18 protein-coding genes are annotated in these 19,155 nt (G+C 59.1%); 8 read left to right on the top strand and 10 right to left on the bottom strand.

Annotated features, from left to right (window positions below):
* Positions 1 to 2: 2 nt before the first annotated feature.
* From GBCGDNIH1_RS14875 to egtB, 4 genes are read right to left on the bottom strand one after another with little or no spacing between them, the layout of a single operon-like run.
* Entirely contained in the window at positions 3 to 1,763 is a 1,761-nt protein-coding gene (locus tag GBCGDNIH1_RS14875) for an OPT/YSL family transporter (protein WP_011631198.1), read from the bottom strand.
* Positions 1,764 to 1,814: 51 nt separating this feature from the next.
* On the bottom strand, positions 1,815 to 1,937 hold the full coding sequence (locus tag GBCGDNIH1_RS25060; RefSeq protein ID WP_011631199.1) for a hypothetical protein: 123 nt from the start codon (positions 1,935 to 1,937) through the stop codon (positions 1,815 to 1,817).
* A gap of 1 nt (position 1,938) precedes the next feature.
* Entirely contained in the window at positions 1,939 to 2,922 is a 984-nt protein-coding gene (gene egtD, locus GBCGDNIH1_RS14880) for an L-histidine N(alpha)-methyltransferase (protein ID WP_011631200.1), read from the bottom strand.
* Positions 2,923 to 2,942: 20 nt separating this feature from the next.
* The gene (gene egtB, locus GBCGDNIH1_RS14885) at positions 2,943 to 4,178 is read right to left on the bottom strand and encodes an ergothioneine biosynthesis protein EgtB (RefSeq protein ID WP_025318215.1); all 1,236 of its coding nucleotides are present in this window, start codon (positions 4,176 to 4,178) and stop codon (positions 2,943 to 2,945) included.
* Positions 4,179 to 4,325: 147 nt separating this feature from the next.
* Here egtB and GBCGDNIH1_RS14890 point away from each other — a divergent pair, with 147 nt between their 5' ends.
* Positions 4,326 to 4,622, top strand: coding sequence for a phosphopantetheine-binding protein (locus GBCGDNIH1_RS14890; RefSeq protein ID WP_011631202.1), 297 nt, complete (start codon positions 4,326 to 4,328; stop codon positions 4,620 to 4,622).
* A 6-nt stretch (positions 4,623 to 4,628) separates the two neighbouring features.
* Positions 4,629 to 5,912: a hypothetical protein gene (locus GBCGDNIH1_RS14895; protein ID WP_011631203.1), complete on the top strand. Its 1,284-nt coding sequence runs from the start codon at positions 4,629 to 4,631 to the stop codon at positions 5,910 to 5,912.
* A gap of 6 nt (positions 5,913 to 5,918) precedes the next feature.
* On the opposite strand, the gene bioD is transcribed toward GBCGDNIH1_RS14895, so the two are convergent.
* The 3 genes from bioD to GBCGDNIH1_RS14910 form a co-directional block, all read right to left on the bottom strand.
* Positions 5,919 to 6,602: a dethiobiotin synthase gene (bioD, locus tag GBCGDNIH1_RS14900; protein WP_011631204.1), complete on the bottom strand. Its 684-nt coding sequence runs from the start codon at positions 6,600 to 6,602 to the stop codon at positions 5,919 to 5,921.
* Positions 6,595 to 7,629 carry a cation diffusion facilitator family transporter gene (locus GBCGDNIH1_RS14905; RefSeq protein ID WP_011631205.1) on the bottom strand — a complete coding sequence of 345 codons (1,035 nt, stop codon included), beginning with the start codon at positions 7,627 to 7,629 and terminating at the stop codon, positions 6,595 to 6,597. The genes bioD and GBCGDNIH1_RS14905 overlap by 8 nt, the downstream gene beginning before the upstream one ends.
* 77 nt (positions 7,630 to 7,706) lie before the next feature.
* Positions 7,707 to 8,855: an aminotransferase class I/II-fold pyridoxal phosphate-dependent enzyme gene (locus GBCGDNIH1_RS14910; protein WP_043453557.1), complete on the bottom strand. Its 1,149-nt coding sequence runs from the start codon at positions 8,853 to 8,855 to the stop codon at positions 7,707 to 7,709.
* Positions 8,856 to 9,034: 179 nt separating this feature from the next.
* Here GBCGDNIH1_RS14910 and bioB point away from each other — a divergent pair, with 179 nt between their 5' ends.
* Both bioB and GBCGDNIH1_RS14920 read left to right on the top strand, forming a co-directional pair.
* Positions 9,035 to 10,054, top strand: coding sequence for a biotin synthase BioB (gene bioB / locus GBCGDNIH1_RS14915; protein ID WP_025318220.1), 1,020 nt, complete (start codon positions 9,035 to 9,037; stop codon positions 10,052 to 10,054).
* Between the two features lie 19 nt (positions 10,055 to 10,073).
* Positions 10,074 to 11,348 (top strand): adenosylmethionine--8-amino-7-oxononanoate transaminase, encoded by a 1,275-nt coding sequence (locus GBCGDNIH1_RS14920; RefSeq protein ID WP_043452666.1) that lies wholly within the window; start codon positions 10,074 to 10,076, stop codon positions 11,346 to 11,348.
* Between the two features lie 132 nt (positions 11,349 to 11,480).
* Here the strand turns inward: GBCGDNIH1_RS14920 and pqqA are convergent, their stop codons facing one another.
* On the bottom strand, positions 11,481 to 11,573 hold the full coding sequence (pqqA, locus tag GBCGDNIH1_RS25115) for a pyrroloquinoline quinone precursor peptide PqqA (protein WP_038511055.1): 93 nt from the start codon (positions 11,571 to 11,573) through the stop codon (positions 11,481 to 11,483).
* A gap of 274 nt (positions 11,574 to 11,847) precedes the next feature.
* On the opposite strand from pqqA, the gene GBCGDNIH1_RS14930 reads away from it, so the two are divergent.
* From GBCGDNIH1_RS14930 to GBCGDNIH1_RS14945, 4 genes are all read left to right on the top strand, one after another.
* Positions 11,848 to 12,438 (top strand): hypothetical protein, encoded by a 591-nt coding sequence (locus GBCGDNIH1_RS14930; protein WP_157691970.1) that lies wholly within the window; start codon positions 11,848 to 11,850, stop codon positions 12,436 to 12,438.
* Positions 12,439 to 12,524: 86 nt separating this feature from the next.
* Positions 12,525 to 13,781, top strand: coding sequence for a D-amino acid dehydrogenase (locus GBCGDNIH1_RS14935; RefSeq protein WP_011631210.1), 1,257 nt, complete (start codon positions 12,525 to 12,527; stop codon positions 13,779 to 13,781).
* A gap of 37 nt (positions 13,782 to 13,818) precedes the next feature.
* Complete coding sequence (locus GBCGDNIH1_RS14940) at positions 13,819 to 16,455, top strand: MGH1-like glycoside hydrolase domain-containing protein (protein ID WP_043452670.1); 2,637 nt, start codon at positions 13,819 to 13,821, stop codon at positions 16,453 to 16,455.
* Complete coding sequence (locus GBCGDNIH1_RS14945; RefSeq protein WP_011631212.1) at positions 16,452 to 17,264, top strand: S49 family peptidase; 813 nt, start codon at positions 16,452 to 16,454, stop codon at positions 17,262 to 17,264. Before GBCGDNIH1_RS14940 ends, GBCGDNIH1_RS14945 begins: the two co-directional genes overlap by 4 nt.
* Positions 17,265 to 17,273: 9 nt before the next feature.
* Here the strand turns inward: GBCGDNIH1_RS14945 and GBCGDNIH1_RS14950 are convergent, their stop codons facing one another.
* Both GBCGDNIH1_RS14950 and GBCGDNIH1_RS14955 read right to left on the bottom strand, forming a co-directional pair.
* Positions 17,274 to 17,825 carry a response regulator transcription factor gene (locus GBCGDNIH1_RS14950; protein WP_011631213.1) on the bottom strand — a complete coding sequence of 184 codons (552 nt, stop codon included), beginning with the start codon at positions 17,823 to 17,825 and terminating at the stop codon, positions 17,274 to 17,276.
* 2 nt (positions 17,826 to 17,827) lie between these two features.
* Positions 17,828 to 19,123, bottom strand: coding sequence for an ATP-binding protein (locus GBCGDNIH1_RS14955; RefSeq protein ID WP_043453563.1), 1,296 nt, complete (start codon positions 19,121 to 19,123; stop codon positions 17,828 to 17,830).
* Between the last annotated feature and the right edge of the window lie 32 nt (positions 19,124 to 19,155).

The following is a 19,155-nucleotide window of genomic DNA, read 5'->3' on the forward strand; positions in this document are numbered from 1 at the left end:
GGTCAGCCTCCTTTTATGGAAGCAACGCGTACGGAGCCGGAATGGTTGACCGCGCCCGCATGTTGCTGACCATGCGGGGCCGACATCTGGGCGATCGAACTGGTGAAAGAGAGCAGCGCGTCTCCGGCAATCAGGCCGCCGGCAAGGACTTCCAGGCCGGCAGTCCCTGTTTTCCCTCGACGGGTCACGGCCAGCCTGATGACGAGCCCGGCGAGTACGGCCCATCCGGCGGCGCTGTTGTTAATCAGCAGTCCGGTGGCAAACATGATCCCAAGCTGGCGGTGTGGTCCACCACCGCCTTGAAGAGCAACACCGATCAGCAGCCAGGGCCAGATCCGCCCGATCAGACCGGGAGCAAGACCGGATTGGATCAGCCCTGCGAAGACATGATCGACCGGGGGGAGTAACCCGGCTTTCAGATAGTCTCCGCCATGCAGGGCCACCAGTATGATGGCGACCCCGAATGCTGTCATGGCGGCCAGAAACTGTTGCCAGCGTCCATCCCGCTCGAAGGCGGGATCAGTTCCTTCGCCACGCAGCAGAAAACCGGCCCGCAGGTCGCAGCCCATATCTCCGAAAGCAGGCCCTGTTGCAGCGGAAAAACCGACCAGCAGAGCCAGCGCTATCGGCGGAAAGCCGATGATCATGCCCACCAGCAGGGTCACAACGGCGGCAGCGAAAGCGGGAAACCAACCGGAATGCATGGCGGCCAGTCCGACAATCAGTTCATGCATGTAGGCGGCAAAAGCGGCGAAGATTACAAAGCCCAACATCATGGCAGGCGGCATATGCGTATACAGCCCTCCCAGCAGCGCCAGCAGCAGGGCGATGCCCAGATAGCCAGCCATGCCCAGCCCAAGCACCCGCCGCAGAGAAGGGGCGTCGGTCCCGGTGTCGGGTGAACGCGGTCGCCTACCATTGCGGATCAACAGTGCGCCGACCTGTACCAGTGCCGCGAGTCCAGCGCCGAGCATGGCGGCATGGGGTGCACTGGCGGCCGCCAGATCACGGCTTGGCAGCAAGGCATGCAGGGGTGGAAGCGCAAAGACCGCATGCTGATAGCCGCGTGTCAGTAATCCGGCAGCAAAGAAAAGCAGCGCCCATGGATTGCCGATAAAAGCGACGCCCATGGCAGACATCGGCAAGCCCAGCCATGATCCAGTGGCTCCGGCGGCCATTCCGGCTCCGAGGGTGACGGCCTTGCGACCGCCTTCATCACCGGCCCTGATGGCTTCTGCGGCGGCGACGCCTGGTGGCCACGGCGCTTCTGCCGGAAAAATGGCCGTCCCGAAGGTGCTGTACATCAGCCAGGCATCCAGCAACATCGCAAGAGCCGCCCCGGCCAGCATCGGCCAGACAAGGTCCGGCATGCCCAGGGCCCATGGAATCCCGATGGGTAACAGAAGCGCATTGGCTGCGCCGAAGGTGGAGGCGGAAATAGCGCTCTGCACCAGATTCTGTCGATGGATGGAGCGGAATCCAAGCAGGGGCTGCCACGGGATACGCCCCAGAATCATGGCAGTAACGGCACCTATAATGGCGGTGTTGGGGGTAACCCCCAGCCGTACCAGAATCTGCATTCCGACAATGCCGCCCAGAACCGAGAGGATCAGAATGACCAGCAGCGTCGGCAGTTCACTGACACGAGGATGGGCTTCCACGCATGGGGAAGAGACTGTCCGGGTACACTCTACGTGGATAGCCGTCTCCTCCGGCGCGTAGGCGAGCCGGTTCGGGTTCTGCTTCGGATCAGGAAGAGGCACGGTCAGGGGATCACGAAAATTCTGCCTGAAACAGGGCTATGCGGGGGGTATTTACCCGGCGCACAGCAGCATGACCACAGCCAGCATCAGTCCCGTCAGTCCCATCCAGTAAAGAGTGGTCTTCTGATTGCTGACGGCGATGCTGCGGGCTGCAGTCCGGGGGCGACGCTGCATATCAGTGGTCCTTCCTCAGGAGGTGGATCGAAAACAGATGATCAGAGTCGGTCCAGGTGGCGGAAGCATGCCACCCTGCCTGCCCTGCCAGAGTATGAAACCCTTTTACTGTATGTTTGTAGCTATTTTCTGTGTGAATGGTTTCTCCTTGATGGAAATGAATGATTCTGGAGCCAATCCGGGCCTTTTGCGGGCGTCGGCTGACCAGATGCATCTCGATCCGGCTTTCATGATCATTCCATACGGCGCGATGGGCAAATCCGTCCGGGTCGAGATCGGCGCCGGTCACATCATTGATATGGTTGAGAATATTGCGATTGAACGCGGCGGTCACGCCGGCCCGGTCATTATAGGCCGGCAGCAGGATGGCAGGATCCTTGCGGAGATCGGCTCCTACCAGGAAACACGCATCCGGTCCGGTCAGAAGATGGACATCCCGCATAAAGGCAACAGCCTGCGCCGGTGAAAGATTGCCGATGGTGGAGCCAGGGAAAAACGCCAGCTGCGGGCGGTTGGCGACGGAAGCCGGCAGCGATTCGAGTGTTGTGAAATCCGCCACCACCGGCTGCACGGTCAGAGCGGGATGGGAGACGGACAGTCTGTTTGTCAGACCGGACAGAGCCTCTGCCGCGACATCAATGGCAACATACGTGTTCACGGGCTTTCCCGCCTCAAGCAGCGTTTCCAGCAGCAGGACGGCCTTGTCCTCCGAACTGGCGCCGAACTCGATCAGGGCAGGACAGTCCGGGAGATGGGATGCCAGATCCGCCCCTATACCCCGCAGCAAATGACGTTCGGTACGGGTCAGATAATATTCCGGCAGTGTGGTGATTGCCTCAAACAGGCGGCATCCTTCCGCATCATAAAACAGCTTTGCAGGAAGGGTTTTTCTGATGCGGGACAGCCCATCCAGAACCTCCTGCATAATCTCGTGAACTGGTTGGACGGGGGAAGGCTGGACCAAATCATGACTGACACTCGGCATGTGTTCCGGTTCCTGATTGTTCAAGGAGATGAAGGGGAAGGGGTCAAAGGAGGAATCGCCTGATCGATATCGCGGGCCAGCCTCAGACCGCTGAACTGCCATCGCCTGTCAGGATGGAAGAAATTCCGGTAGGTGTTTCTTGCGTGCGACGCGGGTGTGGCGATGGAACTGCCACGCAGCACCATCTGGTTGATCATGAACTTGCCGTTGTATTCGCCGATCGCGCCCATGGGTGGCTGAAAGCGTGGGTAAGGACGATAGGCGCTGGCGGTCCATTGCCATACCCGACCGTGCATATCATTCAGCCGCTGGTCGGAAGCCGCAATTTCCCATTCCTGCTCGGTCGGCAGTCTTGCACCAGCCCAGCGTGCATAGGCATCAGCCTCGTACCAGCTGATGTGACGGACCGGGGCCGTGTTTTCCAGCGGCAGCAATCCGCCCGGGCCCATCTGCATCCAGCGTCCGTTCTGCTCGATCCAGTAAAGCGGCGCCTGCCAGTGGCGGGCGATTTCATAGCCTTCCATCATCCAGAAGGTGCTGTTCCGGTATCCGCCCGCGGCGATAAAAGCTTTCCAGTCTCCGTTGGTGACCAGATCGGTGGCCAGTTGATAAGGCTGCACAAACACGTCGTGGGCGGGGGTTTCGTTGTCGAAGGAAAATCCGGGCTGGCTATGACCGATGGGCCTCAAGCCGCCGCCAAGCGTGATGAAGCCGTCGGTGCTGAGGCCTGGCCTGGGGGGTGGCACTGGTGTGTCCTCCCAGCCTGGCAGCATGGCGGGGTAGAGGGGACTTTGTGCAAAAGCATGCAGCATATCCGTGACCATCAGCTCCTGATGCTGCTGCTCATGTTGCAGGCCCAACTCCACCAGATCGGCCAGTTCCTTCGAAAGTTCCTCCTGTCCCAGCAGGCGTAGCATCGCCATGTCGATAACATGGCGGTATTCGCGGATGGTGATGCAGGATGGGCGGCTCAGCAGACCGCGTTGCGGACGCGGATGACGTGCCCCCACGGCCTCATAATAGGAATTGAACAGCAGATTGAAGGCGGGAAAACGATCTTCGTAATCATGGTCGTATGGTTTCAGGATGAAGGTCTCGAAAAACCAGCTTGTATGTGCGCGATGCCATTTGACCGGGCTGGCATCCGGCATGGACTGGATACACTGATCCTCATCATCCAGATGGCTGCTCAGCCGTTCGGTTTCTGACCGGACCTGCCTAAAGCGGCGTGTCAGAGGAGGCTCAGAGCCAGACATGCATCCTCCATCTTTCTTGTTCCGGTGGAGGATGCAAAACTCCTGGTTGCCCATGAAGTTCCGGCTTCTGATGTGCTGCGAAGCCGCTATCCGATCATGGGCCGCCATGCTATCCGGAGACATTGATTTAAAGATGAATGGCTTTACATGACTGATCATACTCAAGCTGCGCCTGATACAGAGCATGGGCAAAGCCCGTTCGAGCAGGAAATGGCGTCCCTTATCGTCGAAACCCTGCATCTGGAAACCAGACCGCAGGATATCGCACCGGAAGCCCGGTTGTTCGGAGAAGGGCTGGGTCTCGACAGTATCGATGCGCTGGAGCTGTCACTCGCCATCAGCCGCGCTTACGGCGTCAATCTGAAATCTGATGATGCGGAAAATCCGGCTATTTTTGCCTCCCTGCGGGCGCTGGCGGCTCACGTTTCAGCGCATCGCGCCTGATTTTTCATGACGTGGCGGGATGTGCGACGGCGGGCGGCCCTGCTCCTGCTGATCACGATTCTGTGCGGATGTGCTGCGGAGGATTTCTCCCGCCTGCATCCGCATACAGAGGCGGAGGAGCATGCCTATACACGCCTGTTCCCATATTATGTGGATATCTGCGCGACGTCCCAGATAAAAAAAAAGCCGGGATTTGGTGCATCTGATCGCGGTGGTGTGGGCGGCCATATGGGCTTCTTCCTCCGCGGCGCCTGTGCGGATCGTGATGCCCATTACCCGGTGCTGCATCTCTGTCGCCCCGGTGAGGAAGATGGCGTTGGCATCGGTATGGATGCCCATTTCAGCTCTGCCAAATGGTCTGCGGCGCGGGGGCGCAGCTTTTTCTTCCATGGCGGGATGAGTCCCGACGAAACACTGACACCGGCGCGGTATACGCAGATCCTGCAACAGGCACGGCAGAATGGAGTGCTGGATGGTATTTCCTTTCACGATGACCGGTTCGATGAAAAACCCGCCGCTGTTTCAGAGGAGGATTGGAAATATCAGCTGACGGCCGGCACTGATTTCGCGCTTGGTATGGGGCGCGGCAGCTATTGCGCGCGCGTGCCGGTCTCGCAGAAAGATATGCTGCAAATTATTGATTTCATGAACGCACAGAACGCGCCTTACCGATCCGGCAAGGAAGTGTTCCGGTGGAGCGTTTTTACGGATAATTGCGGTCATCTGGCCCATAATGCGCTCAGTGCCGCCGAGTATTGGCCTGAATGGCCGATTGACAGGCCTATGCTGCTGGCGATCTTCGACTTTCCGGTTCCGAAGAATGAGTATGTGAATGTCATGATGCGGTCGCAGTCTTTGCCGCTTGAGGACGTGGCTGCCCTGTATCGTGATGATGATATCCGGGCCATGCTTCTGAGCGAAAATCGCCTGCCTCCCGGTCCGGGCGTGCTGTCGGTGTTCGAGCCTCCGCAGGCGCGGAATCAGGTCTACGATGTCGATAATCTGATGCTGCTGTTTTATGATGAGGCCATTATCGGGCGGTATCGCCACCGTTTTCAGGATATCCAGTCGGAGCCTCGTTTTTACGATCTGCACGCCAATATTCTTTGGTGGCATGATCGATATGCACAGTTGATTGCCTCCCGCCACCCGGCGGAGTGGTGGTTGCAGCGTCTGACCTTGACTCCGGCCGGGCGGGCCGATTTCAGGATTTTTTATGATCGGTACTACGAATATCTCGATCGCCAGCTTGATTGGACCACGCAGGCACTGCACCAGCTGGGGAATTAAGTCTGATCAGGATCTGCGTTCAGTCGTGATGATCCTGAAAAGCTGATCGAATGTCGCCTCTTCGGCTTGGCGGGGCAGAATGAACGGTGCAGGCGCACCAAATCGCGTCAGGGTGGAGGCGGTTTGGTGCGCAGGAACGGGCTGGGACGAACTTTCGTTCAATACCAGCCAGTCGACACTCAGCCCTCGCGCCTGGAGGGCAGAGAGAGCAGTCAGCGTATGGCTGATTGTGCCGAGATAGGTTCCGGCAACCAGCAGAATGCGCGGCTGTAATGCTGCGATCCAGTCCAGCACAGTGTGAGAATGGTCCAGCGGCACCATCACGCCACCAACACCTTCAATCAATACCTGCCCGGTACGTGGTTTCGCGCAGTGACGGATCAGGGCATCAAAGGGGATGCTCCGCCCCTCCTGCTCTGCCGCCATATCCGGGGAGAGAGGGGCGGCAAATCGCCAGGGCGCAATCTCATCAAGGTCGAGGTCATCCGTATCCGGTCCTTCCTGTAGCGCTTTCATCAGCAGATCGGCATCGGTGGGGGGATGGGCCGTGCCGCTGAGTACCGGCTTTAACGCCTGTATCTGCTGTCCGGCCCGGATGAAAGCTTTGATCAAACCGGCTGTGACATAGCTTTTGCCGATATCCGTGCCGGTGGCTGTGATGAAAACAGGGCGCAGGACGGGATCAGTCATGGTTGTGATCATGGTCCGCATGATGGACCTGGCCAGGAAGAGGAGAGAGGCGGCATGGATGGTCGTCGGAGCGTAAGCCGGTTTCCATCTGCACTGTCGCATGCGAGATACCGAACCGGTCGCTCAACCGGTGCTGAATGGCATCGAGAATACGATCCCGGTCCTCGCCCGTCTCCTCTCCGGCTCCGGTCACGGCATGGAGGGTGATCAGCCGGTCATTCCCGGTCAGGGACCATGCGTGCAGGTGATGAACGCGCTGTACACCTGGGATGGTGTGAACCAGATCACTGGCAATGGCATCCAGATCAATATCGGCCGGAGTGCCCTGGAGTAGTACATGGGCCGATCCTTTGACCACACTCACGGCACCGCGCAGGATCATGGCGGCAAAGATCAGTGACAGCAGTGGATCGGCGATCACCCAGCCGGTTATCATGATGATCAGCGCAGCCAGGATGGCAGCGGCAAAGCCGAACAGGTCGCTCAGCACATGCAGCCACACGCCGCGCATATTAAGGCTGGATTCCCGTCCTTCATTCAGGATGAGCAGGGAGATGGCGTTGGCCACCAGCCCGACCGCGGCAACGGCCAGCATCAGGCCGCCGCCAATCGGTTGGGGATTCAGCAGGCGGCGTACTGCCTCGATCACAATCCATATGGAGACAATCAGGAGGGAGGAGCCATTGACGAAGGCTGCCAGCACTTCCAACCGCCGGAACCCGTAGCTGTGGCGTGTGCTGGAGGGACGCCGGCCAATGCGTAAGGCCGCCCATCCCATCAACAGGGACAGTACGTCAGATACCATATGGCCCGCATCGGCCAGCAGGGCCAGCGATCCGGACAGCAGGCCGCCTACGATTTCAGCACCGAGAAAAACCGTGAGAATCATTCCGGCAAGGGCCAGTCTGCGTTCGTCCTTGACCCCCGCACTATGGGAATGCCCCAACGCACCATGATCATGGCCCGCATGGCCGTGATCATGATGCGTATGGGAATGAGAGGCCGGCGTGATGATGGCTTCGGTCATGGTGAACCTCTATACGCTTTCTTAAATATATGAATACATATTCATGTATGTGCGGTCAAGTCCATATTTCCCGATGGTCATCCTGCTGTGTCAGACAGTAAGGGCCTGATCAACTCTGCCAGACGCATGATGTCGCTGTCAGGGGTCAGGGCAGTGAAAGTCAGCCGCAGACGGGCTGTTCCAGCCGGAACGGTGGGGGGACGGATTGCGGCAGCCAGATAATCATGCTCCGCCAGCATCGCCGAGGCAGACAGGGCCGCCTCCGCGGAGCCGAGCAGGATCGGCACGATAGGGCTTTGTGCATCCGGCAGGCTTGTCAGACGGGTAAACAGCTTCGCTTTTTCCAATGGCTGCATGGTCAGGGCGGGATCGGCGGCTATCAGATCCAGTGCTGTGATCGCCGCTGCCAGCGTGCCGGGGGGAAGGCCTGTGGTATAGATAAAGCTGCGCGCCCGATTGCGGATCAGCGCCACCACCGGCGCGGAGGCACAGAGATAGCCGCCATACGCCCCTACCGCTTTGGAGAGCGTGCCCATCTGCAACGGAACGTCATGACCGTATGCGGAGCCGTGCCCCTCGTTCAATACACCGATTCCATGGGCGTCATCGGTCATCAGCCATGCATTGTATCGTGCCGAGAGTTCAACCAGCGCTGACATCGGGGCGAGATCGCCATCCATGGAGAATACGCCGTCCGTGACGATCAGCACGTGATCATGTTGAGGGCGTTCCTGTTCCAACAGCCCGGCCAGCGCCTGCATGTCGTTATGCGGGAACCGTATCGTCCGTGCATGCGCCAGAGCAGCGCCGGCATGGATGCAGGCATGAGCAAGCTCGTCCACCAGAATAAGGTCGTTGGGGGCGATCAGGGCCGGAATAATACCGATATTCGCCAGAAAGCCGGAACCGAACACGATGGCGGCCTCGGTGCCTTTCAGGGCTGCCAATCTGACTTCGAGTGCGGTGTAGAGCGGGTGATTGCCGGTCACCAGCCGCGATCCGCCCGCACCGACCCCGAACTGAGCGGTGGCGTCGATGGCGGCACGAATGGTGGCGGGATGAGTAGAGAGGTTGAGATAATCGTTGCAGGACAGGCTCAGCATCCGTCGTTCCCCCCGCATGACCCACGGGCTGCTGTCTCGGCCGGTTTCATGCAGCACGCGGCTCAACTGTCGTTTTTCCAGCGCGGAGAGCCTGCGTGCGGCGAAATCGTCCAGAGTCTGCATCGGATTACCCTGCATGGTGCGTCGACTCCCTTTCCCCCACAGAGGGGCAGGCCAGAGGGGAAGGCTAAGGGGCAGGCGGGCGGAGGAATGCGTGACAGAAACATTTCATCCGCTTCGGAACTGCTTTAGTCTGGTTCGGCTGATGAACGGTTATAACCGCCTGTTCCGGAATGGAAGTGATGCCCGATACGAATCTCCCCTGCCAGAGTCTGGCTGACTCCGCCCTGTCCACGACGCGGGAGGCGGGGGCTGAAGCCGTGGTCATCCGTCACGATTGGAGCAGGGAAGAAGTACGGTCCCTGCTCGATCTGCCATTCCCCGAACTGCTGTTCCGTGCCGCTGCGATCCACCGTGCCTGTTTTGATCCGCGTGAGGTGCAGATCTCGACCCTGCTCTCGATCAAGACCGGCGGCTGTCCGGAGGATTGTGCCTACTGCCCGCAGGCAGCCCAGTACGATACCGGGGTCGAGGCCAGTCGTCTGATGCGGGTCGACGCCGTGCTGGAGGAAGCCCGTGCGGCGAAGGCCGCCGGAGCCAGCCGTTTCTGCATGGGGGCCGCCTGGCGTTCCCCCAAGGAGCGCGACATGGACACGGTCTGTGAGATGATCGAGGGCGTGAAGGCGCTGGGCATGGAAAGCTGTGTCACGCTCGGCATGCTGACGGATCAGCAAGCCCTGCGGCTGAAACAGGCCGGACTGGATTATTATAACCACAACCTCGATACGTCTCCCGAGTATTATGGCGCGGTCATTTCAACCCGCACGTACGAGGATCGGCTGGAAACGCTGGCTCATGTGCGGGATGCAGGGATCAATGTCTGCTGTGGTGGTATTCTGGGGCTGGGCGAGGGGCTGGATGACCGTGCCGGCCTGATCGTGGCGCTCGCCAACCTGCCACGTCACCCGGAGAGTGTGCCGATCAATGCGCTGGTGCAGGTTGAAGGCACCCCGCTGAAAGGGCAGGAGCCGGTCGATACGATTGATTTTGTGCGGATGATCGCGGTCGCCCGCATCACCATGCCTCATGCACGGGTCCGTCTGTCGGCGGGGCGCGAGGCTATGACCGATGAGGCGCAGGCGCTGTGTTTCCTTGCCGGTGCCAACTCGATTTTCTATGGTGAGAAGCTGCTGACGACCGGCAATCCTGCGGCGGAGCGCGATCGGGCGCTGTTGTCCCGCCTGGGTATGCGGCTGGTCTGACCGGTGAGCATCAGGCGTGATGTCGCCATCGGATCAGGCAGACGGTTCCCGTCTTTGGCTGCCGTATACGCAGATGCAGATTGCTGCTCCGCCGCTGCGGGCGGCGCGGACTTATGGTACCCGCATCGTGCTGGAGGACGGGCGCGAACTGGTGGACGGAATCGCCAGTTGGTGGACCGCCTGCCACGGCTATAACCACCCTGCGATCATGGAGGCAATGCGGGAGCAGCTCGCCCGGATGCCGCATGTGATGCTTGGCGGTCTGGTGCATGACCCTGCCGAGACGCTGGCCAGCCGTCTCTGTGCCATTGTGCCGGGGGCGATGGAGCGGGTGTTCTTCTCCGATAGCGGCAGTGTCGCGGTTGAGGTCGCGATGAAAATGGCGATCCAGCACTGGCTGAATCGCGGAGACAGGCGGCGTAGTAAAATCCTCGCTTTTCGCGGCGGATATCATGGCGATACCTTTGCCACCATGGCGGTGTGTGATCCGGAAGAAGGCATGCACAGCCTGTTTCAGGGCGTGCTGCCGCAGCATGTGATTGCTGATCTGCCTTGTGATGACGCATCACAGGCAAGGCTTGCCGACATTCTGAACCGGTATGGCGATGAACTGGCCGCCATTCTGGTAGAACCGCTGGTACAGGGTGCAGGAGGAATGCGGTTTCATGCACCGGACGTGCTGCGGTGTCTGCGGGCGGCAGCAGATCAGGCGGGGATTTTCCTGATCCTGGACGAGGTGTTTACCGGGTTCGGGCGCACAGGGAGCATGTTTGCCTGCGAACAGGCCGGGATTGCCGCCGATATCGTCGTACTGTCGAAAGCATTGACGGGCGGGGTCTCTCCTCTGGCGGCCACGTTGGCGAATGGAAAGGTGACGGCCGCTTTCTGGAGCGACCGACCGGACCATGCGCTGATGCATGGCCCGACCTATATGGGGCACGCGCTGGGGTGTGCTGCCGCTCTCGCCTCGCTCGATCTGTTCGTGCAGGAGGACAGGCTGGCGCAGGTCGCAGCCATATCGGCCCAGCTGGAAACCGGGCTATCCCCATGTCGTGGCAGCAGGCTGGTGCGCGATGTGAGGGTGATGGGTGCGATCGGCGTGGTTGAACTCGATCCGATGCCGCCTCTGGCTGATATCAAGGCCCGGTTGGTGGAGAGGGGCGTTTGGGTCCGTCCATTCCGTAATATTATTTATCTCACCCCGGCTCTCATCATCGGGAAAGGTGATCTGGCCCACCTGACCGGCGCGGTGTGTGCCGTGGTAGATGAATTGAAGGCTTGCAAGACCGCATAAAAAAGAAAAGGCCGCGGAACACCGCGGCCAGTCATCTTGGGGTCGTCGCAGAATTTATCTGCCCGCTTATCAGTCCCATCATAATCCAGATAGGCCTTTGCAGGTGCTATCCGATGATGGCTGATAAACGAATTACTTCGTTTCGGCGCAAGCGTAAGCGTTGATCTCGGCGCCCAGGGCAACTTCGACAACCTTCGGGGTATTCCAGGCCATGATGTTCTCCATGGATTGATAAAGTAATCCGCCTGATTATTCAGGCGTGCTCTCTACATAAGCTGCTCTCATGAAAGGTCCAATGAATTATTCTCGGGATCATCATCGGTCTGTTCGATCAACCACGTCTTTCAGGCGATTCTGAACCCTTTTCGAGGGGTGTCGGCATTTTTCGCTGCATGGCAGGGGACTTTTTTCTGGCTGTGGATGCTGGACGGGATGGTCAGGAAAGCTCTGACTCACCTTCTTGTGACGAAATGTGGACAGATATATGTGGCTCAGCAGGATGATGCTTCGATGGAAGGCCCTGATCGCGCTAGGGGCACTGATGGGTGCATGGGGCATCATGATTCAGGTGGGGTATGCTCATAAGCCCTTGTCGCATCCGCCTGTCCACGCCCAGCCCGCCGCCACATGCGTTGCCCGTGCGCTCGATGGCGGACAGAGACGGGAATTCACCCGGGCCCCGGTGCAGCCTCCCGGAACGCTGACCGATCCGGAGGCTCCCCGGCCAGTCTATCGTCTGACCAGCCATTGTTACCCCGATCTTCAGGCGGAGGCCGCCTGTCCCACCGAATATGGGCCTGATGCGCATCTGGCCGAATGGTTCGATATTGCGCCTTTGCTGGCGAAAAACGCTGAAGCGGCGCAGGCGCTGGGCTTTGCGATCGGGGATCTGGCATGGCTCAGTGTCAGCCATTTCAGCTATGACAAGGGGATGCAGTATTATCTGACCCGGCTGGACACGCCGCCGCCAGAGGATGCACTGATCCGTCAAACCGCGCCGCATGGCTGGATTGTCGGGCAATGGACCGGGCTGGCTCTGCCTTCCTTATGTGAGATCGGGATCAGACCGCTGCCAGCTCCGCAGGAATAACGGTTCTCTCTCTTCTCATCTCTGGCGAGGATCGGCGACGGGATGTAAATAGAATCCTGATCGCATGAACCGAGGATGCAGGCATCGTGAGAGTTCTGATTCTTGGCAGCGGAGTCGTCGGCGTTGCCACAGCCTATTATCTATCCCGGGAAGGGCATGAGGTGGTGGTGGCTGACCGCCGGGACGGTCCGGGCATGGAAACCAGCTTTGCCAATGCGGGGCAGGTATCCCCCGGCTATTCATCGCCCTGGGCCGCCCCCGGTATTCCCCTGAAAGTGCTGCGCTGGATGACGCAGCCTCGCAGCCCGTTCGTGCTTCGCCCCAAACTGGATTGGGCACAGTGGCGCTGGATGACGCAGATGCTGGGAAATTGCACCGCGAATGCCTATGCCCGCAACAAGGCCCGCATGGTCAGGTTGGCCGAATACAGCCGTGACCAGTTGCGCGATCTGCGTGACGAAACCGGTATTGCCTATGATAACCGTGAACGCGGTACGCTACAGCTTTTCCGCACCCAGAAGCAGATGGATCATACTGCGGATGATATTGCGGTTCTGAAATCCTACGGCGTTGCTTATGAAGTTCTCGATCGTGCCGGATGCATCGCCGCGGAACCGGGGCTGCAATGGGCACAGGTTCCGCTGGTCGGCGGCTTGCGTCTACCCGGGGATGAAACCGGTGATGCTCATCTGTTCACGCGGGAACTGGCCCGTATCTGCATGGAACGCGGCGTTTCCTTCCTGTTCGGAACGCAGATCCATGGATTCAGCACGCAGGGCGACAAGATTACGGCTATCCGTTCCTCACGGGGAGATCTGATGGCGGATGCCTATGTCTGTGCGCTGGGCAGTTATTCACCGCTGCTGCTGAAGCAGATCGGCATAGCCGCGCCGATTTACCCGGTGAAGGGCTATTCAATGACCATTCCCATCACGGATGAAACCCATGCCCCGGTCTCAACGGTGATGGACGAGACCTACAAGATCGCGATTACCCGTCTCGGCAATCGTATCCGCGTCGGTGGCACGGCGGAGCTGGCCGGGTACGATACACGTTTGCGTCAGGAAAGGCGTATGACGCTGGAGGGATCCGTAAAGGAGCTGTTTCCGGATTCCGGCGATTTGCCAGCGGCGACATTCTGGTCCGGGCTGCGGCCAATGACGCCGGATGGCACCCCCATTATCGGTCCGACGCGCTATCGTAACCTGCATCTCAACACGGGGCATGGCACGTTGGGCTGGACTATGTCCTGTGGCTCCGGTCGGTTGCTGGCGGATATGATCAGCGGCAAGCGCCCCAACATCGACCATGCTGATCTGGCGATCGCCCGCTACGCAGGCTGAGGCCCCGGATCAATTCTGACCCGCACAGGAGCATTTGATGCAGGCTACTGAACAGACTGCTGAAGGACGACGGCTGTCTGCATCGCAGCAATGGCGGCGCTGGGGGCCATATCTCAGTGACAGGCAATGGGGCACGGTGCGGGAGGATTACAGCGCGCATGGAGATGCCTGGGATTATTTCCCGTTCGACCATGCCGGTGCACGGGCCTATCGCTGGGGCGAGGATGGGCTGGCAGGGTTTGGCGATGATCGGCTGTACTGGTGCCTCGGGCTGGGATTGTGGAACGGGCGTGATCCGTTTCTGAAAGAACGCCTGTTCGGCCTGAACAATGCGGAAGGCAATCACGGCGAGGATGTGAAGGAAATCTATTTCCACACTGACGGCCTGCCGAGCCACGCCTTCATGCGGATGGAATACAAATATCCGCATGCGGCTTTTCCGTATGAGGCTTTGCGGCGGGAAAACGCGGCGCGCGGTCTGCATGATCCCGAATATGAGATTGAAGATACCGGCATCTTTGCAGAGAGCCGTTACTTTGACATCGACATTGTCTATGCCAAAGGAGATGCGGACGATATTCTTTGCCGGATCACCGTACTTAATCGCGGCCCGGATGCAGAGGATATCCATCTCCTGCCAATGCTGTGGGCGCGCAACATATGGAGCTGGAAGCCCGATGCGGAGAAGCCATCCCTGACGATCATCGGCCCCCGCAGCGTTTCCGCCGAACATCCTTATATGCCGACCATGCGCTGGGATGTGGATGCCGAAGATGCAACGCTGTTGTTCTGCGAGAACGAGACGGACCCAACTTTATTTGGACAGCCCACGCGTCCTTACTGCAAGAATGCCATCAATCAAGCGGTAGTTGCAGGCAATGCATCCGCCGTTAATCCAGCACAAACCGGCACGCGTTGCGCCGCCTGGGTGAAGCGCCGTCTGGCTCCCGGTGAGCAATGCTTGATCCGTCTGCGTTTTTCAGTTCATACGCAGGTGGTTGATCCGTTTGCCGATTATGATGCGGTCATGGCCCGCCGTCAGGATGAGTGTGATGAATTTTATGAAGCTGTACAAAAGAACATTTCTGATCCAAACCTGAAACGCATCCAGCGTCAGGCATTCGCCGGAATGCTGTGGACCAAGCAGCTTTATTATTATGATGTTCATGCCTGGTTGAATGGCGATCCGGGGCAGATCCAGCCACCTCCCTCCCGAATGCTGGGAAGGAATGCGGACTGGCAGCATTTCAATGCCTGCGATGTGATCTCCATGCCGGATAAGTGGGAATATCCGTGGTTTGCATCCTGGGATCTGGCCTGTCACTGCGTCACTTTCGCACTGATCGATCCGGATTTTGCCAAGAAGCAGCTTCTGCTGCTGGTGCAGGACTGGTTCAGCCATCCCAATGCCATGATGCCGGCATATGAGTGGGAGTTCAGCGATGCGAACCCGCCCTTGCATGCCTGGGCAACATGGCGTGTGTACTGTATGGAGCAGGAGCGTTGCGGGCGCGGAGACCGCCAGTTTCTGGAGCGTATGTTTCTGCGCCTGACGATGAACTTCACCTGGTGGGTCAATCGCAAGGATGCGGACGGGCGCAATATCTTTCAGGGTGGCTTTCTGGGGCTGGACAATATCGGTATTTTCGACCGTTCCAAACCGCTGCCGACCGGCGGACATATGAGCCAGTCCGATGGAACGGCGTGGATGGCCTCCTATGCGCTGAACCTGATGCGGATCGCCATGGAGCTGGCGGTTGAAGATCCGGTTTATGAAGATCTGGCGGGGAAATATTTCGAACATTTCCTGTTGATCGCCCGGGCGGCTTCCCAGGAAAATGGATTATGGGATGAGCAGGATCAGTTCTTCTACGACGTTCTGGTGCTGCCTGACGGGCAGAGGATGCCGCTGCGCATCCGCTCCCTGGTCGGGCTGATTCCGCTGCTGGCGGTGGCCACATGGGAATCAGAAACCGTAGAGCACTTGCCGGATTTTCGGGCCAGAACACACTGGCTTCTGCAAAACCGGCCTGATCTCGCAAAGCTGGTGTCACGTTGGGAGGAGCCGGGCGGTGGGCGTTCGGCCCTGCTATCGTTGTTACGTGGGCACCGGATCAAGAAGCTGCTGGCGCGGATGCTGGATGAGGAGGAGTTCCTGTCTCCGCACGGGATACGTGGTCTGTCACGTTATCATCGCGATCATCCGTATGTTTTCTCCTACGGTGGTCATAGCGTTTCGTTGCACTATACTCCGGGAGAAAGCGATACGGGCCTGTTCGGAGGCAATTCCAACTGGCGGGGTCCGGTCTGGATGCCGGTCAATGTTCTGCTGATCGAGGCGCTGCGTGAATTCCACCGTTACTATAGCGATGATTTCCGGGTGCAGTACCCCCCTGGCAGTGACAGCACAGCATCATTGAAAGACCTGGCCGATGAGTTGTCACATCGTTTGATGACGTTGTTTCTGCCGGGGGAAAACGGTCGAATCCCGGCTTTGGGGGACAGCATCCTGTTGCAGGATGATCCCGGGATGAAAGGGAGAATGCTGTTCCATGAATATTTCCATGGTGATAGCGGACGCGGGTTGGGAGCTTCGCATCAGACGGGATGGACCGGGATGGTGGCCTTGCTGATCGACATGTTCCACCATACCCCTGAAGAAACGGGTGTATGACGATGTATTTGAAAAGCTTGGGAAAATGCCTGCAATCTTTGCGTGGCAAAGCCATTCCGGTGCTGGAGCTGAAAGGTATTCTGTCCCGGCGCGGACCACTGTCTTTCGAGACGGTCGAACCCGCTATCCGCAAGGCGGCAGCACTGGCTGAGAAGCGTGGTGCGCTGATCCTCTCTATCGACAGTCCCGGCGGCTCGCCGGTGCAGTCCGATCAGATCGCCGCCCTGATCCGACGCGAGGCGGAGGAGAAATCCTTCCGGGTCTATGCCGTCATTCAGGAGGTCGGAGCCTCGGGCGGGTATTGGCTGGCCTGTGCGGCGGATGAGATCATGGCCAGCCCGATGAGCATTGTCGGCTCGATCGGCGTCGTGGGCGGAGGTTTCGGGCTGAACCGGCTGATCGAGCGGCTGGGTATCGATCGCCGCCTGCATACGGCGGGGCAAAACAAGCGCCGGGGTGATCCATTCCTGCCGGAAAAGCCGGAGGACGTGGCCTTCATCGCCGGGCTGATGGAGGATATCCATGCCTCATTCAAGGACTGGGTCAGGCAGCGTCGGGGCGCCCGTCTGACCAGTGATGAGAGTGCCATTTTCGATGGCGGCTACATGCTGGGCCGTCAGGCGGTGACGCTGGGTCTGATCGACGGACTGACCGATCTGACAGCTCTGGTGGAGCAGCTGGGCGGGAAGGGGGCACAGCCGAAGCTGTTCCGTCCCCGCCTCCGGCGGGGGCTGCTGTCCCGTCTGCCTTCGCTGAGCGCAGGTGCCCTGCTGGATGCCATGGAGGAAAGGCGGTTGGATCTGCGCTGAGCCGCTTGATCAGGTGACGCGCCGCTTTTCCAGCTTCCGCGCCAGTGTGCGGCGATGCATGCCCAGCCGGCGGGCGGTTTCGGAAATGTTGAAGTCGGTCTCTGCCAGCGTTTCGTGAATACGCTCCCATTCCAGTGTCTTGATGGAGGTGGGGCGGGCACTGACCGGAACGGAGGAATCACCGCCTTCTTCCCGTTCGAAGGCGGCGATGATGTCATCCGTGTTGGCCGGCTTGGGCAGGTAGTGGCAGGCACCCAGCTTGATGGCCTCGACGGCGGTGGCGATGCTGGCGAAGCCCGTCAGCACGACGATGCGCATGTCGGGGAAACGGTCATGCAGAATCCGGACGCATTCAAGCCCGGAGCCAATGCTCAGCTTCAGATCGACCACCGCGTAAGAAGGCTTGTTGCCATCCAGCGCGCGGTCGATTCCGTCCTGAGTCTCTGAATGGAAGACGCGGTAGCCCCGCCGCTCGAAAGAACGCCGAAGCGTTTTGGCAAAGGTCGCATCATCCTCAATAATCAGCAGGGCAGGGTCAATCTCGATCGGTTCAGTGTTCATAGTCAGTGCTCTCCGTCGGCCTTATCCTCTATCACCATGGCCGCCAGGGGAAGCTGCACGGTAATGGAGGCTCCTCCGCCTTTCCGATTGGTGGCATGCACGGTGCCACCCAGTTTGCGGATGACATTGGCCACCAGAAAAAGCCCGACACCACTGCCCTGCTTTCCCTTTGTGCTGCGATAAGGCTTGCCGAAATCGGCAAGGATCGTGTCGGTAAAGCCCGGCCCTTCATCCTGCACGACAATGGTGAGGGTGTTATCCTGTTTTCTGGCGGTGACGCCGATCCAGCCAGGTGACGCTTCCAGGGCGTTATCGAGCAGGTTGAACAAGACCTGTTTCAGCGCGATGTCAGAAACAATGGCGGGGTCGGGGGTGATGCCGATACGCACATCCAGCCGGGAAGGGGAACATGCTTCCCGCCATTCCTCGATCGTGTCTGTCAGAAAGGCTGAGGCTGTGGTGCGTAGCGTGCCCTCGCCGCGCGCATCGCCGGAGGAGAGCAGAATATCGGACACAATGGATTTGCAGCGGTTTACCTGAGCCTGCATCTCGATAATGTCGTCGCCAAGCTCTGCATCATTATGCAGGCGGGGCATATGCTGCCAGTCATTCAGAATGACGGAGAGGGTGGAAAGCGGTGTGCCCAGCTCATGCGCCGCGCCGGAGGCGAGAAGGCCCATGCGGACGATATGGGCTTCTTCGGCATTCTGCTGTCGTAATTCCGCCAGATAGGCGTCACGCTGCTTCAGGTTGCGTTGAATGCGTGAGACGAAAAAAACCTGCAGGCAGGCTGCCAGCACGAAGCCGATATACATCCCCTGACTGCGGAGGTGGAAGGGCAGGACATCTCCGGAGCCGGACAGATGAAACGGAATGGCCCGCATTGTCAGAAAGATGAAGCAGAGGCTGGTGACGGCCACCAACGCCCAGGCGAACCATGCATCCAGCAAGACGGTGCCGAGAATGACCTGAAGCAGGTAGAGCGAGATAAACGGATTATCAGTGCCGCCACTGAGATAAAGCTGTGCGGTCAAGGCCGAGACATCCAGCAGAAGGGCCAAGAAAATCTCTGTGTTGCTAAGGATTTTCTGTGACCGGTAGCGTATCAGATCGGTGATATTAAGCAGCAGCAGGCAGATCAGCACCGCACTCATCGCCCGCACCGGTAAAGCAATACCGAGCAGGCGATGCACAAAGACAATAGTCACAATCTGTCCGATAATGGCCAGCCAACGCAGCTGGATCAGCAGCAGGAAATTGCGTCTGTTCGTGGTATCTGCAAAATGGCCCCTGCTCACGCGCTTTCCCGTCCCGACGATCTGCAAAGCGT

The organism is Granulibacter bethesdensis CGDNIH1, assembly GCF_000014285.2.
Classification (GTDB): domain Bacteria; phylum Pseudomonadota; class Alphaproteobacteria; order Acetobacterales; family Acetobacteraceae; genus Granulibacter; species Granulibacter bethesdensis.